This is a genomic window from Vibrio sp. Evd11 (genome assembly GCF_900382755.1).
Taxonomy (GTDB): domain Bacteria; phylum Pseudomonadota; class Gammaproteobacteria; order Enterobacterales; family Vibrionaceae; genus Vibrio; species Vibrio lentus.
Genome location: NZ_OSDX01000091.1, coordinates 1 through 15043 on the forward strand (window position 1 = coordinate 1; position 15043 = coordinate 15043).

Consider the following 15043-nt stretch of genomic DNA (forward strand, 5'->3'; position numbering starts at 1 on the left):
TAGGGTCTCACTTTGCTAAGTGTAGATTGGCAAAGGAGGGAGTGGATTCCATACATCAAGTCAGGTGTCTAAGTTTGAGTAAAGATCATCGGGTAGATTTGATATAGAAAAACTCATGAGCAACAAGAAGCAAGACCTGACCCCATTACACTTGGTGGATATCAGCACAGAGTGATGTGTACGAAGCGAATACTTCTAACAACTTCTCCCGGCAAAGGGAGAAGCTAAATTCACACTATCCACTATTATATTTTTGACAATGCTTCTAACACTTTTGGATATACATCTTTCACACAACTACAGAGGAGAAATGATACCGAGTGATTGATAAGGTTGCTATCGCAACCTTATCTTAGCTTCGCTCGCCTTGAGAAAAACCTCAAAGTGGTGCCCCGATGAGTTTGTCTCGGGAATTTTCGATTCAATTGAACAACGTAGCATCAACGATCATGAATCAATGATAGCTAGAGTTTCTACATTTATTGAGTTTAAAGAATAATTTACTTTAAAAACTCTGCCTTTAGTCATCTTTTGCGAGAGATCATCAGTCAACACTAGTACTATATAGTTAGATTCAAGGTTTACGTTCAAAATCTCGCAGCAATCAAAGTTCAAGAACCTTTTTAAACATGGGTACAGAGCTTTATAAAGGCTCTCTTTAGCAGAGAATGCTAGTGTCACGAATTTAGATTCTGAACTGAAATCGCTAGATAGTCTAAGTTCTTTGGCCGAACACACGACCTTCTTAATTCTGTTGCTTTGGTCAACGTCGAGCCATTTCTCAATGTCGATTCCAACAGACTGCTTGTCATTCTGTGTTACCACCGCTACAGCCATCGAATCACAATGAGAAATAGAACCTGCATACCCTTTCATCCAGATGGGCTCTTTAAACTCACCAATACTAGGCTGAGTTGGGGGATGAACACCAAGCAGGTTGTAACACGTCTTTACACAGTGCCGCCCAGTTAAAAACTCTGCTTTTCTTTTGACGGTAGCACTCTTCAACTCATTTCCGAGAACCAGTCCAGAGTCTAATAAATCTTCAATATGCTTTTGTTGATATATAACGGGGGCTCTATGTACAGCAAACATCTCCAACCCATCCTTTAATGATTCTCGAACACTCAGTAGCATTCTCATGAACAAATAAATGACCGCCATCCAGACTGTATGTGTACGCTAAGGGGTAATGTTTCACTAAGTTGCGTGATAATGATGCAGGTATCACTAGATCATGATTGGAATAAAGTATTAGGATTTTCTTGTCAAAGCTTAATATTAAGTCTCGATTGACAAGCAGCTCCATTAACTTTATTTGATACAAACAATCTTGGTATTTCGGGAAATTGGAGTTCATTAAGTTCTGAACTTCAGACATGTACGCTTGATCGCTTTTACTCACACATGACAAGGAGTTCCATAATGATATTTTGACGAATGTATGTCGCTCTAACGAGTAAAGATAATCGAGAAAATCAACCCAGTTTGTGGCGGAAAACTTTGAAAAATCATTCGCCCAGCAGGTTCCGCACAAGATTAGTCCTTCTACACTATCGGAGTGCGATTGAGCATAGTACTGAGCAAGCCATCCACCCATCGAATATCCTACCAAATAGAATTTGTCTGCATCTATATTAGATAGGCGATTACTTAATTCATTGGCCCATAAGGAAAGATTAACGATGGCATTGTCGGTCGTATGTTCTACGATGATCACGTGTGAATTTGAAAGCTTGGAGGCTAATTTTTCCAAGCTCCAAGCATCGAACATGTATCCGGGAAGCAAGACGTAAGTAGGTCCGTCTCCTTCCCTAATAGTGCGAACGATCATGCACATATCTCTTCAAGACAAAAAAAGAGTGCAAACCATTCGTCAAGTGTCGACGATGTATAAAAACGCTCTCTGCAAATATCTCCTTGATTGAGCCCAAGAGTGGCAATCGCCCGTGCAAGAATTTGGGTTTTAGAAAGTGAATCTAATCCTAGATCAATTTCCAAGTGACATTCTCCATCGTCAGCAGTGATAGGATCAAGAGAAAATTCATTGATAATCTCTATCAGAAGAGCACTCTCTTTTCGCTGGTTTGCATGAACTTTTCCTGTTCGCTTAATCAGATCTACACCATCAAGGCCATTGAGCAATTCAAGGTTGAACATGTTGCGGAATTCCTCTATTACATTTCGGCTAAAAAACTTCGAATCATAATTGAACGACACAACCAAGCCGTTTGGTGTCAAGACCGACATGACATCAAGACCTCCAGATAAATTAGTGGTTCCCAAAAAACAGCTTGATATATCCAAATCAGAGTCAGTGTCGTCGATACTAGATGATCCATAAAACGAAAAATAGACATTCGTCGGCATCCCTCGTCGTAACGTAATAGCATATTCTTCATCTGAGATTTTTGATTTGATATTACTGCTAGCAAGAGATCTAGCATTACGTCTTGCTGTGACTTGATCGACTTCATTGAGCGTACATTTGGTCGTATGCTCGTTAACTTGCACCTCGACTTCAAACGACTTGGAAATCTCAACTTTCTCGCGTTCAAAGTGGAGTAAAAAGGATTGCGCAAAGCAACCTACTTGCGATTTGTGTATTGTTTTATCTGCATAACTACGGCCATGAGTAGGGATCTGAAGCAATAACTCTGACTCTCCCAAGTTAGTCTTAAAAAATGCCTTAGCAAAACATGATGCCATGTAAGAGAAAAGTGACACTCCGTGGCTAGCAACAACGTTCGTGATTTTCTGAAGCTCTTGGACTGGAATCAACGAAGACATCATTTTATAGTGACCCACTAAGTAGTCTAAATGCTCCCCTTCAGGTGACCAAAAATACTTTTTGGTCATCATCGATTTGCTGTAGTCAATCACAAAGCCATTCAGTGTCTCCTGATATTGTTGATAGTCGATCAGATCGGGAACTGGCTCTGTACTGATTTGGGTCGATTTTGAACCAATGACCATACCCAGTTGCTGCAAATAGGAATTAAGCAAGTTGTCTACGCTGATTCCATCTGCATATAAATGTTCGACGACTAGAAACACTAGCAGTTCATTGTCATTAATCTTAACAACGCGCAAGAAATGATTATCGTGAGATGAAATCCCTAAAGGCATGCACAATAGAGCATTAACTTCGGATTCAACAAAATCATTCACATCATCTACGGTCACTTGTGAGTATTCGTAACAGGATAGATGAGTTTCGTCTGAGATGCTCTCTACAATACTCATCTGACCGTAGCTGTCGTCTCCTAACTCTATATCAAAGTGCAATCCCTTAGCTGCATCATAGAAATTCTTATAAGCTGTTAAAAACTTTGATGGTTCGCTTGGACTTGATAGTGATATTTTAACGGCACTACAAACACTAGTTCCACCACATAGGTCCTTCCACATTCCAAATAAATATTGTGATGGAGTAATTATTAAACTCATATCATCTACTCTTCATTAATTGTCAAAAAATATACTAATTTTAGCGCGATCATACTTACCATTCGGTGTCCTCGGGAATTCGTCGCTAAATAAAATAACTTTGTTAGGATTCATATATTTTGGCAAAGATTCTCTAATACGATTACAAATAAGTTCAAAGTCAAATTCTTCTTTTAATTTTACTAGGCAACCGAGCGTGTCCTCTAGTGAGTCAACTTTAGGAATAAAAATAACCACAGCTTCAGAGATTTCTTTAAGGCTTGTTATCGTTGCTTCAATCTCGCCTAGCTCAATACGATGGCCCAAATACTTTACCTGACTATCTTTCCTACCAATGAAATAAAAAACATGCTCCTTGTCAATTTCAACGACATCGCCAGTTCTATATAGCTTATCTGGGTATAAGTTATGCTCAGGGTTTTGGATAAAGGAAGATTTTGTTTGCAAATCATTGGCCAAATAACCATAAGATACGGATTCACCTCTTACCACCAACTCACCTCTCTCACCAGAAGCTTGAGTAAGCTCCCCTTCATCAGTGAGAACAAATAGTTCCATGTTGTCTCGTGCTTTTCCTATAGGTAAATGCTTAGTTTGCTCGTCAGGTATCTCATCGAAAATGTGATACGTACAATCTACAGTTATTTCCGTAGGGCCATACATATTTACAAACCGAACGTGTGGGAGGCATTGCATCCAGGTACGCAGCACTTGTGGAGGTAGAACTTCGCCAGCGCAAAGTAGTTGCTTAAGATTGAGAAGGATGCTCGGACGTACCCTTCTTGTTTGCTTCAACATTGAAAGAACCGAAGGGACACAAAAGAAAACGCTAATTTTGGACTCTTCTAACCACGGAATTAGACTCGGAACCATCTGGTTTATGCTATCGGGAACTAAATGCAGTGTTGCGCCGACCTTCATTGCCGTATAGATATCGAAGGTAGAGTTATCAAAATAAAGTGGAGCATGATTAGCTATTTCGTCACTACTGCTCAATTGATATGTTTCAACGCACCATTCAATATAGTCATTTATGGCTTTATGAGGGATCATTACCCCTTTGGGAACACCTGTAGAACCCGAAGTGAACAATATGTAAGCCAGATCAACTGATATAGCTTGTCTAGGCGTCAATGTGTCAATATCCGATAGTGATATTTCTTCATCAATATTGATGATTTTTACATTTTTTAGTTCAGAGAACAATTGAGCTGATAAGTGCAAGCTATCATTATTTACTATGATTATTCGGATTTTTGCCGACTCAACTATCGAATTTAGTCGAGACTTCGGAGAATTAATATCCAATGGTACATACACATTTCCAGATTTGAGTATAGAGAACATAGCCTTAATTGCGGAAATCTTTTTGGGCATGAAAATAGCAACAGCTTCTTGCTTGAATGTCCCTAAACTGCGAATGTATTGGCTATACTTATTCGTGAATTTGTCTAAACTTTGGTAAGTTATAGTCTCTTGGTTATGTAGATCATTATATTGAATTGCAATTTTATTAGGGAAGAGTCGAGATGACTCCTCTAAATATTTATGAACCGTTTTAATCACTGTAGTATCCGTTAAGTAAAGATAATTGAAGTCAAATATTTTTGAGGTATCTTATTCCAATGGATATTATTTCCATCTAACCAACTTTTCATAATATGGTGATTATGGTCTCCATCTTGGGGAAGTGGGATCTTGTTACAAAAATCGATCTTTACGTCAATGCAATGCTCATCTTTTGAGCTTATTTCACTGAGTAAATCCTTTGATATGGTCCTTGATTCTGATATGTACTCTAGATAACCGTTAGCTATTAATCTTATTAACGACTGGGCATCATTGAACTGCCCGAACAGTTGCTCAGGTGTCACAACCCCTTCTTTAATTACTAAGTAAATAGTTTTTAATGATGATGAAATATGATCACTAGACAGCCCCCACTTATCATAAAGCTCTAATGCAGCAAACACGTAAGCCAAATTTGTATGCTCTGCACCGCATACCTTACGCCATTTACTCATCAAGACGTTATATGTAAATTGTTGCTTTTCTAACTCTTGAGCATTTGCAATCCAGTCTGACGACAGAGACTCTATCGCGCTTTGCGCCCCTTCAATCCTATTCAAGAAACGCTGACTTAATCTCCAAACCTTATTTTTGCCACTGATGTACATCATCCCGACATTGAGGTGGCTTATGACATCTTTGGATATCTCTTCGGTCTCTTCGTCGTGATCTATAATCACGTAAGGTCGGTTTAACGACTGAAACAGTGGTAAGTTATTGAGATAGTCCTTGGCATAGACCGTGGACAAGTTAGACGATAATTGCACATCTTCTATCGCGCTACCCATCACTTTTTGTGCATATCTATGGCGGCCACTTTCATCACCAAAACCATCATAAGGCTTACGAACATGTGCGATGTTTTTCTTATCCAAGCTCGGACTATAGCCAATGTAGTATCCATCACTTAAGGGTAGGGGACGTTGTTTGCTACTTGTTTCAACTGGTTCAGACAAAATAACATGGCCATTAGCACCACCAAAACCGAATGAACTTACAGCAGCTCTTCGAATACCATTAATTTGTTTCCAGTGCTTATTGTGAGTCGGGAAATTGAGTTTCCCCTTTCTTTCAAAAACGAGTGGATTCAAAGCCTCAATCCAAGAGTTCGCAGGTATCACTTTATTCTTCATCATTAAAATGACCTTAATGATACCTGCAAGGCCTGCAACTGATTCGGTATGACCAACTACACCTTTGATACTCCCTACATCACTCTCACTAAACACACGAGACAGCGCATCTACCTCAATTGGATCACCTAGCGAGGTTCCTGTACCGTGCGCTTCTATATAAGAGATAGACTCAGGCTCAACTTTTGCCATTGAAAGACTATCGCTAAGTAACTCTACTTGAGCATCTACGCTAGGTGCTGTGATTGAAGGAGTACGGCTCCCGTTATGGTTACCTATGACGCTATCTATCACGGCAAAAATAGGTAATCCTAAATCAGTGGCTCGCTCAATAGTGGTAACCAGTAGTGCCGCCACTCCATCGCCAGGAACATAACCATCAGCGTCAATCGAAAATGGGGTGCATTTTCCTTTTCTCGACAACATACCTGCTTTAGAGAATGAAATGTATTTCATCGGGTGTAAGTTGAGGTTCGCGGCAGCAACGATAGAGAAGTCGGCTCTGTTCAAAGTAAGCAAACGTTCAGCATCACTCAAAGCCATGAGGGATGCACTGCAAGCGGTATTAATTGTTTTGCTTTCTCCCCTAAAGCCAAATTCTGAACTAATTCGGTTGGCTAGTAATGCTTGAAAGTTCCCTAGAGTTGTCTCGGGCCCGATAGCTTGTGTGCCGTCAAGTTTGTTAAAGAGATTATCCACAGCCATAGCGCCCACGGAGACAGAGACGTTATATTGTTCTAAGTAAGAAACGTCTATACCTGCACATTGCATCGTTCTTTCAACGTGGTCAAATAACAACCATTGCTGCGGATCAATCTGTGCTTTTTCTGTGGAGGTTAAGCGTGCTTTAGAACGGCTATTAGCTCGAGTAAGATTAATGGGTGCCATCCACTTAGAGACACTTTTGTTTTGTTCATATCTTGCTGTGCTAAAAAACCCCTCTATTGCCCACCTATCTTTCGGTATCTCTTCAAAAGCTGATTTACTTTCAGTCAATAAGTTCCACAGGGCGTTTGAATCTTCGGCACCAGCAAGTTCACATGAGTATCCAACTATTGCGAGTTTAGCCATTTCTACTTTCACCCTCGTCGATACGTGCAAAATTACGTGTAGTGACGTCTATATAGCTTTGAGGACTTATCATCATATGCTGGCGGCCTGTTTGGATATCACGCAGCACTCTTTCAACGTTATTACGCTCGGAAATTGCGGAAGCTCCGAGGTTTTTGTAAGCAATTTCCGCGGCTTCTGCACATATTTCGTTGGCAAATGTTGCTGCAAGTCTGACTTTTTCTATGAGGACTTCAGAAAGGGTTGAATGCGTTTTTAGGTGATCTTTAGCTAAACTAGCTGCGGAGACTAATAATGCTTCTGAAGCTAATGCTCGAGCCTTGATACGGGCCCAGTCCTCTTTGAAGCTATCTTTAGATGCCAAAGGTAACTTCTCATTCGCACGCACTATTTTGGTTCCTAACTGTCTGAGTTCAGCTAAGACTCGATTCGTCATTCCCAAAGCCCAGCAACCATGTGAAAGAGCTGAAAGCGGTAATATTCCCATGCGATAAAGGCTACTACCTCTGTTGGCTTCGCCTGCGCTAAATTTGAAACAACGATCTTTGGGGACAAAGATGTCGTTAACACTATAGTTGATACTTCCAGTACCTTTGAGGCCAGTGGTCTTCCAATCCCCAAAGACTTCAACGTCCTCTATGGGTATAACCGCAATTATAACTTCGGGGTCACCTGCGTCAGTTTTTATTACATTTCCACTATGCACCTGTATGAACCCAGCAACTACCCACTCAGCTAGGTGAATACCACTCCCAAATGACCATCGTCCAGTGAGCCTATAGCCTTCTTCCTCAACATATCCTCGGCCATTTGGTTGATATTGCCCAGCGATCAACGTTTGACCCTTTTTCGAAAATACTTCGTCAAAGCCCTTTTTAGGTAGGTAAACACTGCAATGCGAAGCAGCTAAAACATGAGCAATAGCTAACCAACCAAACGAACCGTCGATATATGAGCACTGTTGCCACATCTCGACCAACTCATTTGGGCTCTCACACCCACCTCCCACTTCTTTTGGGTAGATAGACCGCCAAGCATTTGTTTGCTCCATAATGCCTACGATGTCTCTAGGAAACATTCGATCTTGCTCAGCCTGTTCAGCCAAAAGGAAAATTTGGTCTTGCGCCTGTTTTAAGGCACTTAAAGCATGGTTAACCATATCTAGACACCTCGGCTAATTAGAAAGTACTTCGCTGATCACAGCATCTATGGATTTGATTGACTGAAACGTATTAATGTTTAGTGCGGTGTGAGGGAAATGAAAATTGAAATATTCCTCAAGTTCAACCATGAGGTTGACAGACATGAGTGATGTCATTCCTAGGTTATATAAGTTATCTTCATGAGACAACTTATCGGACGCGGGTAAATTCACTAATGTCTTCTTCACAATGGTTGCTACTTCGTTTATGTACATCTAAGCCTCTACTTATTTGTTGTTAGATTTTCGAGTTGCTGCTGGAAATCATCTATTTTCTTGGCAACTAATGATTCCTTGGTGCATATTTCTTCCAGAATAGGAATGTTCCGATATAGGGTTTTAACCGAATTCTGACTAACCGAGAAATAATGAAACATCTCAAAAGCTCGCCACAAATCAGCCAATTCCTCATAACACTTAATAATTTTTTCAACATCTTCTATAAAATAATTTGCGAGGTAGTGCTGTTCGTTGAGTAAGGCGCGAAAAAAAAGAGCGTTCGCATGACGTTCTCCAAAACATCTCTCAGTCCATGGAACTAAGAATGGGGTATCGTTTTTCAGTAAATGTTTATACTGAGCAGTAAAATTCTGAATAGCATTTAAACCAAGTCTGGAACTTGATGATTTTAGGTTTGAAATTATCCTAGATAGGTCGTCACTTAAACTAATATGATCGATGTGGAAATCCGTATTTTCTCTATCGACGACGTATATATCTAAATAGCCATTACTCTCAAGGAAATAGTTGAAATTATTTTTAAAACCCTCGAATGATATATTGGACTGTTGATGTTTTCTCTCTATAAAACTGTAGGTGCAATTATTTGAATCTTTACCATTGATTATACAAACACTAAAAGCATGATCTTTGTTGAAGTATGGACTTTCTTCAATGAAAAACGGGTCTATCACACTCATTAAATGATAATCTTTTGAAAGTAAAAATTTATCCAGATCCTGGAAATTAGTTATTTTTAAGCGACTTACCTTAAACCCGTAGCGGCTTCTGATGTTTTTTATAACACGATGGGAAAGTACAGATTCGGTACTAGACATATCCCAACCAGGTTGAATAGACATATTTGAATGGATGCCACTAATATCAAAATTGTCATTATTAAATAAATGAAACTCATGCTCTAAATGAGCCAAATCTAAGTCGTTGACCTTGTGATTGTTGCTAATAAAACAAGACAAAGTGGCAAGGAAACAATTAGGACTTTCTAATTTTGGATAATTTTGGTATGGATGAAAAAACTTAGCTTTACTCGTTGAATTCACTGGAAAATCCACCTTGACTTAATTTTCCATCATTAATATCATCATAAAATCAACATATCAATAACGATTTATTAATTTATAATAAATTAGTTCACTATTGACATAAATGACATTATTTTCTTAAGGAAAGATATAATTACTATATTACTCAATAAAGGAAGATTTTAAATGGATAACATTTTAAGTTATCGTGAATAGTTTTTTAATGGCAGAAATAACACTATCATCTCAAGGAAAGTAATAATTATGCTATCACTCAATAAAAATAGTGTTCCAGTGGAGAATATATTGCTCTACGGCGATACTACGCCTGACGCTATTGCTATTGTCGACGATGAAAAAAGTTTAACATATCGAGAGCTTAAACTCGCTGTGACTAACTTAGCTTGTTCTATTGTTGATTATTTTGATAATATAGAAGAAAAAAGAGCAATTGTATTATCAGACGGAAGTACCGATATGGTTATCGCTATATTGGCAATACAGTGTGCAGGGGGAGCTTATATTCCCATCGAACCCAAAGTTCCGCTGGAACGTGTCCGTAGCATATTTGATGATGCGTCACCTAGGCTGATCATTAATGATTTGAGAAACAGTGAACGTGCAATTGAGCTTTCAAACGCACTTGATATTCCACAATTGACGTGCCAGCTTAACTCCTTAGTAACTGCTGAGAATCAACCTTCGCCACCTCTCCCGAAACTGCTCCCCAACACTCCCGCTGTAGTGTTCTTTACATCGGGTTCTACGGGCAAACCCAAAGGTGTTGAGCTCGGACATCTAGGCTACCAAGCTTGGTTTGAAGGAATTCAAGAGTGTTTCAATGTTTCTCAAGGTGACCGAGTAGCCTTAACGACCAACCACAGCTTTGACTTGTCACTTGGCGAATTATTGCTGGGGCTCGTGTCTGGAGCAACTCTTGTTGTTGCACCACAGAGTACCGTTAGGGATCCGCTATCCATCATACCTTGGCTTGATAAACACAAGATAACTGTTTGGCAGTCTGTTCCATCACTGATGAAACAAATATTGCCGTTTTACGATTTGAGTGACGCTTTGACGTCATTGAGAGTGTTGATGTTTTGTGGCGAGCCGCTCGAATTGGGTTTAGTCAGAAACTTTCATACCACATTTCCTCAAAGTCTCACTCGAGCCATAAATCTATATGGCCCTGTTGAAGCTTCTATTCAGGTGACATGGTGCTGGGCTGATAAGTACTTTGATAGCAATATGGTTAATGTTCCGATTGGTAAAGAACTCGCCTACGCAAATGTAGAGACTATTCCACATGGGAAATCTGGCCAGGAGCTAATTGTTAGCGGTCCGCATCTCGCTTTGCGATACCTTGATGAGGACAAAGATCGTGAGGCATTTATTTCCGAAGATGGATCTAGCAGATACTACAAAACCGGCGATCTTGTAGTTGAAGGGGAAGACGGAGACCTCATTTTTGATGGTCGTACCGACGACCAAGTCAAAATCAATGGATATCGGATTGAACTCCCTGAAATAGAGAAAGCTTTGTTACAACATACAGCCGCGACAGACGCATGTGTCATCGCTCATACCGAAGGAACGGAAAAAACGCTTGTTGCGTTTGTCGTCGCAGAAGGTACGAACAGTAGAGAAATACGCCGTCAACTATCCACTTCACTGCCAGTTTATATGCTACCTAAGAGGTTTGTATTTATGGATAAACTCCCACTAACTCAGAATGGTAAGCGAGATAAAGTGTTGATGAAGAGAGAGTATATTTAATATGACGCAAACTATAAACTTTGGTTGTATCGACTATGAACTTGGTGAAACCTGCATAGAATTAGAAGAAAACGTTGCACTCTGTTCAGATCGAAAGAGCCAGTTGTTTCTTCGCACTATGGGCTTTGGCACTTACTACAAAACTGAGCGAACATTGGGGGAGCTAGCCCAAAAGTCGATTGAGAAAAGCTTAGCGAAATCCAACTTATCCCCTAAAGATATTGATTTGGTTATTTATTCTTCTAGCACTTTTGGTGATCGCCATGGTGATGTAATTGACAAAGATATTGCTCAATGCCTGACCAACGTAGGCCTAGAAAAGGTGTACCCAATAGGCATTTATTTATCCCAGTGCAACAACTTTTTTGCGGCACTGGATGTAGCAACTCAATATATTAATTCAGGGCGACATCAGACTATTCTGATGGTTTTCGCTGATAAAGTTCTTGATGAGTCAACCAGATTTAAAAATTTAGCTATAAATAGTGATGCTGCAGTTTCTTGTGTATTGTCAACTAGGAATGACCTGGGGTTACCATTGTCAGTCAGTGGGCAAAACATCAAAACATATTTGACCGATGCGGATATGATCAACCCCAGTAACAATACCCTAAACAAGGATATTCATGACCGATATTTAAGTGGTATATCCTCAGTATTTAAACAGATGTTGACTGAAAACAAAATGGCTACTCATGATGTTAACCAAGTGATATGCCACAACTTCAGCTACAGTGCTCTCCGTCAAATCGCCAACGCTATAAATGTCGATGAGTCTCTGATATTTAAAGATAATATTCAAAGATTTGGACACGCATATACGTGTGATACCTTGATAAATCTTAACGATTATATAAATCAAAGTGAACTAAATCTTGAAGGTCAAAAAGTCGGGGTCATCAGTACCGGCTTGTATTTTTGGGGCAGTGCCCTGTTTACAGTAAAAAAGGAAAAGTAATGGAAGAACGTTTATTAGCAATATGGGTGGATGTATCTCAGTTAGACAATATTGATCGTAATATGTCAATCTTCGAGTTGGGGTTAGACTCCATCAAAGTTATTGATATATCTGAACAAATTTATAATGAAATGAAGATACGTTTGGAATGGGAAGAATTCAATGTCATATCAACTTTCAATGACACCTTGAAACTCCTCAATGAAAAAAAAGAACTTTTAGAGACAGCTTAATACAAGGAACTGGTGAGAATTTTTTCACCAGTTATTTAAGATATGACACACTATGCCAAAAATTTCTCTATTACTCATCCCGCCTTCGGGGAATTGGAGTTAATCCAGTGCGATAGCGATTTGATTTTAAGCTACGGAAATAAAACGCAAAGAATAAAGTGGGACTTGCCGGAGCCCATAATAAATATTGAACTACTTGGTGATACCATCCGGGTTACCTATCAGTTTCCACAGGGTTCTATTCTCAAGAAAAACTTATACTTTTCTGAAGGCTCTTTTAACTTCATTGTTCCCGATGGAATCTGTTTTTTTGTAAAAGAAACTATTAAGCAATGGCCAACAGTTTACCACCGATGTCGTGAAGGATCGCAAGTCAGTTTTCGTTGCCCCGACTCGGCAGAACCGTTCGTGATACAGATACACAGTACAAAGCGTGAGCATGACGGGAAATATATCACCGATTATTCTTTCCAAGTCGGGGAAGATGTTATTCGTAGTGCCTTGTATCCTAATCACTTTATACAAGTTAAAAGTTTTTACCTTTATAACAGCCCCTACTCAGGCGCCTGGCCTGTGTTTTTGTTGAGTAAAACAAAGTTATCTTCCGAGGAACTTAATTCAATTCACCCAAAATAACTTTGTGATGAGGAATCAAAAATGAAAAGTTTACTTAAAGGAGTCTCTGGAAAGCTATTTATAATCAACAGCTTAACAGCAACTGCTTATGCGTTTATTCTTCCTATAATGAGCGTTTACTTGGTGAGCGGCATTGGGGCGAGCCCTTCTTTCATTGCATATTACAGCGTCAGTTTCGCACTATCAGGCATTATGTTTAGTCAATGGTTTGGAGCTTTGTCAGATAAAGGGATTAGCGATCGATTGCTATTCTTAATCTCAATGGTATGTATCGTTGTTTCTGCAGTCTGCTTTTCTTTTATCACTGAACCATGGCAAGCACTCGTAGTAGGGACTATCCTTATGGGCCCCGGGAATGCTTGTATCCCATTAATATTATCTATGATTAAACGGTATGCAGATCAAGCAGGCAAAAACATAACAAGCCTCAACACTCAAATGCGCTCTGGCGTTTCTGTCGTGTGGATTATCGGCCCAGCGCTCGCTTTTGTGGTCGCGGATGCTTGGGGCTATAAGACTAACTTTTATATCGCCCTTGTCTTATCTGTGTTAGTTATACTAATGACGGCAAAGTATCTTCCTTCGTTTAATCAAGCCACTGAGTCTCCATTGGCATCAGGTGAACAACAAACTTCTATAAGCATGACTGCTTTTCTTCTTGGCCTTGTTATCTTTTTAGGCAATTTAGCAAACCATGTTTATCTTACGGCCATGCCGTTGTATCTGACTAAAGAACTGAGCATACCTTTATATTTCCCTGGATTTTTATTAGGTCTAACCGCGCTGTTCGAAATTCCTGTAATGCTATACGCAGCAAAGTTGTCTGAAAAATATGGAAAAGGCCAACTTATGGTGTTTGGGCTCCTTTGCGCCGTGATCTACTTCGGGCTAATGCCATTTGTGACTTCAATTGAGCTACTGCTCTTACTTCAAGTTTTTAATGGATTGTTCTATGGAGTATTTGTTGGATTGGGCATCACTATTATCCAGGATGCGTTCCCTGAGAAAGGGGGATTCGCGTCAGCCTATTATACTAATATGATGAGGATTGGGATGATGTTTGGTACATCTATCACTGGCTTCATTGCTCAATACTTTGATTTCCAGACAGCACTATTCGCTTCATTGGTGTGCGCTTTATTTGCCTTGCCTCTTATGGCATACGTGTCAAATAAGTCGGTTAAAAATTCAATTAGAGTCACTTAATCCACGTCCTGTTTTCGTGACCAGTCTCCAAAAGGGTTGTAGTGGCCAAGTAAAATTGGCCACTATTGTAGAGATTTCCCATACATAAAGTAATTCGTTGTTAACTAAATTAAGTAGAAACTCTAACGCGTTTATGTCCGTGCAACCTGAAGTCGTATGAAGCGTTGTTCACCACGAAAGAGTGAACCATCTGTATCACCAGATGACCCTAGGATCCTGAATAAAGCAGCAGATCTGACAATGTAACGAAACTTGGCTAATAGGCTGAGTGGGAACAAAATAGTGAGAGGATGTTCCTCCTGAAAACCACGGTTCGGGTAAGTGCTAGGGAGTCAATATGATGAATGTAATGTGAATCTATTTAAGGCGCGTTATACACTGAAGCAGCGGAAGTGGTTACTACGCTGTAGCCAAAAGGCAACGAGAGTCGGAAAGAGATTGGACAATGCTCTTTCGTGGTCATTGTACTCTCCGCACCATTGTGGGCATCTTATGTGGACTCCCCATTGTCAACAGTAATCGTCAGTAAATCAGAAATAAATGCG

At 39.8% G+C, this 15043-nt stretch carries 13 protein-coding genes; 5 read left to right on the top strand and 8 right to left on the bottom strand.

The annotated features are described in order from the left end of the window. Window positions 1-447 precede the first annotated feature (447 nt). From ED652_RS22280 to ED652_RS22315, 8 genes are read right to left on the bottom strand one after another with little or no spacing between them, the layout of a single operon-like run. Window positions 448-1095 carry a 4'-phosphopantetheinyl transferase gene (locus ED652_RS22280; RefSeq protein ID WP_162929979.1) on the bottom strand — a complete coding sequence of 216 codons (648 nt, stop codon included), beginning with the start codon at window positions 1093-1095 and terminating at the stop codon, window positions 448-450. Continuing rightward, window positions 1079-1840, bottom strand: coding sequence for an alpha/beta fold hydrolase (locus tag ED652_RS24165; RefSeq protein ID WP_102278978.1), 762 nt, complete (start codon window positions 1838-1840; stop codon window positions 1079-1081). Before ED652_RS24165 ends, ED652_RS22280 begins: the two co-directional genes overlap by 17 nt. After that, complete coding sequence (locus ED652_RS22290) at window positions 1831-3450, bottom strand: hypothetical protein (protein ID WP_122056210.1); 1620 nt, start codon at window positions 3448-3450, stop codon at window positions 1831-1833. Before ED652_RS22290 ends, ED652_RS24165 begins: the two co-directional genes overlap by 10 nt. Window positions 3451-3465: 15 nt before the next feature. Further along, complete coding sequence (locus tag ED652_RS22295; RefSeq protein WP_102278975.1) at window positions 3466-5016, bottom strand: amino acid adenylation domain-containing protein; 1551 nt, start codon at window positions 5014-5016, stop codon at window positions 3466-3468. Between the two features lie 11 nt (window positions 5017-5027). Then, window positions 5028-7223, bottom strand: coding sequence for a polyketide synthase (locus tag ED652_RS22300; protein WP_122056211.1), 2196 nt, complete (start codon window positions 7221-7223; stop codon window positions 5028-5030). After that, window positions 7216-8382, bottom strand: coding sequence for an acyl-CoA dehydrogenase family protein (locus ED652_RS22305; RefSeq protein ID WP_102278971.1), 1167 nt, complete (start codon window positions 8380-8382; stop codon window positions 7216-7218). Before ED652_RS22305 ends, ED652_RS22300 begins: the two co-directional genes overlap by 8 nt. 15 nt (window positions 8383-8397) lie before the next feature. Then, window positions 8398-8640, bottom strand: a complete 243-nt coding sequence (locus tag ED652_RS22310) for a phosphopantetheine-binding protein (RefSeq protein ID WP_102278969.1) — start codon at window positions 8638-8640, stop codon at window positions 8398-8400. A gap of 8 nt (window positions 8641-8648) precedes the next feature. After that, complete coding sequence (locus tag ED652_RS22315) at window positions 8649-9719, bottom strand: hypothetical protein (RefSeq protein ID WP_162929980.1); 1071 nt, start codon at window positions 9717-9719, stop codon at window positions 8649-8651. A gap of 234 nt (window positions 9720-9953) precedes the next feature. Here ED652_RS22315 and ED652_RS22320 point away from each other — a divergent pair, with 234 nt between their 5' ends. Genes ED652_RS22320 through ED652_RS22340 form a run of 5 tightly spaced genes read left to right on the top strand, consistent with a single transcriptional unit; the run spans window position 9954 to window position 14498 of the window. Further along, window positions 9954-11465, top strand: a complete 1512-nt coding sequence (locus ED652_RS22320) for an amino acid adenylation domain-containing protein (RefSeq protein ID WP_102278966.1) — start codon at window positions 9954-9956, stop codon at window positions 11463-11465. Window position 11466: 1 nt separating this feature from the next. Further along, the gene (locus ED652_RS22325) at window positions 11467-12423 is read left to right on the top strand and encodes a 3-oxoacyl-[acyl-carrier-protein] synthase III C-terminal domain-containing protein (protein ID WP_102278965.1); all 957 of its coding nucleotides are present in this window, start codon (window positions 11467-11469) and stop codon (window positions 12421-12423) included. Next, entirely contained in the window at window positions 12423-12656 is a 234-nt protein-coding gene (locus tag ED652_RS22330; RefSeq protein ID WP_102278963.1) for an acyl carrier protein, read from the top strand. Before ED652_RS22325 ends, ED652_RS22330 begins: the two co-directional genes overlap by 1 nt. Window positions 12657-12698: 42 nt before the next feature. Continuing rightward, a complete protein-coding gene (locus tag ED652_RS22335; protein ID WP_102555025.1) occupies window positions 12699-13292 on the top strand; it encodes a hypothetical protein in 594 nt (197 codons plus the stop codon). Window positions 13293-13313: 21 nt separating this feature from the next. Continuing rightward, on the top strand, window positions 13314-14498 hold the full coding sequence (locus ED652_RS22340; RefSeq protein WP_102278959.1) for a sugar efflux transporter: 1185 nt from the start codon (window positions 13314-13316) through the stop codon (window positions 14496-14498). The last annotated feature ends 545 nt before the right edge of the window (window positions 14499-15043 follow it).

Coding starts and splice junctions, on each gene's coding strand:
- ED652_RS22280 (WP_162929979.1), bottom strand. CDS start 1,095: ATGTTTGCTGTACATAGAGCCCCCGTTATATATCAACAAAAGCATATT.
- ED652_RS24165 (WP_102278978.1), bottom strand. CDS start 1,840: ATGTGCATGATCGTTCGCACTATTAGGGAAGGAGACGGACCTACTTAC.
- ED652_RS22290 (WP_122056210.1), bottom strand. CDS start 3,450: ATGAGTTTAATAATTACTCCATCACAATATTTATTTGGAATGTGGAAG.
- ED652_RS22300 (WP_122056211.1), bottom strand. CDS start 7,223: ATGGCTAAACTCGCAATAGTTGGATACTCATGTGAACTTGCTGGTGCC.
- ED652_RS22305 (WP_102278971.1), bottom strand. CDS start 8,382: ATGGTTAACCATGCTTTAAGTGCCTTAAAACAGGCGCAAGACCAAATT.
- ED652_RS22310 (WP_102278969.1), bottom strand. CDS start 8,640: ATGTACATAAACGAAGTAGCAACCATTGTGAAGAAGACATTAGTGAAT.
- ED652_RS22320 (WP_102278966.1), top strand. CDS start 9,954: ATGCTATCACTCAATAAAAATAGTGTTCCAGTGGAGAATATATTGCTC.
- ED652_RS22325 (WP_102278965.1), top strand. CDS start 11,467: ATGACGCAAACTATAAACTTTGGTTGTATCGACTATGAACTTGGTGAA.
- ED652_RS22330 (WP_102278963.1), top strand. CDS start 12,423: ATGGAAGAACGTTTATTAGCAATATGGGTGGATGTATCTCAGTTAGAC.
- ED652_RS22335 (WP_102555025.1), top strand. CDS start 12,699: ATGACACACTATGCCAAAAATTTCTCTATTACTCATCCCGCCTTCGGG.
- ED652_RS22340 (WP_102278959.1), top strand. CDS start 13,314: ATGAAAAGTTTACTTAAAGGAGTCTCTGGAAAGCTATTTATAATCAAC.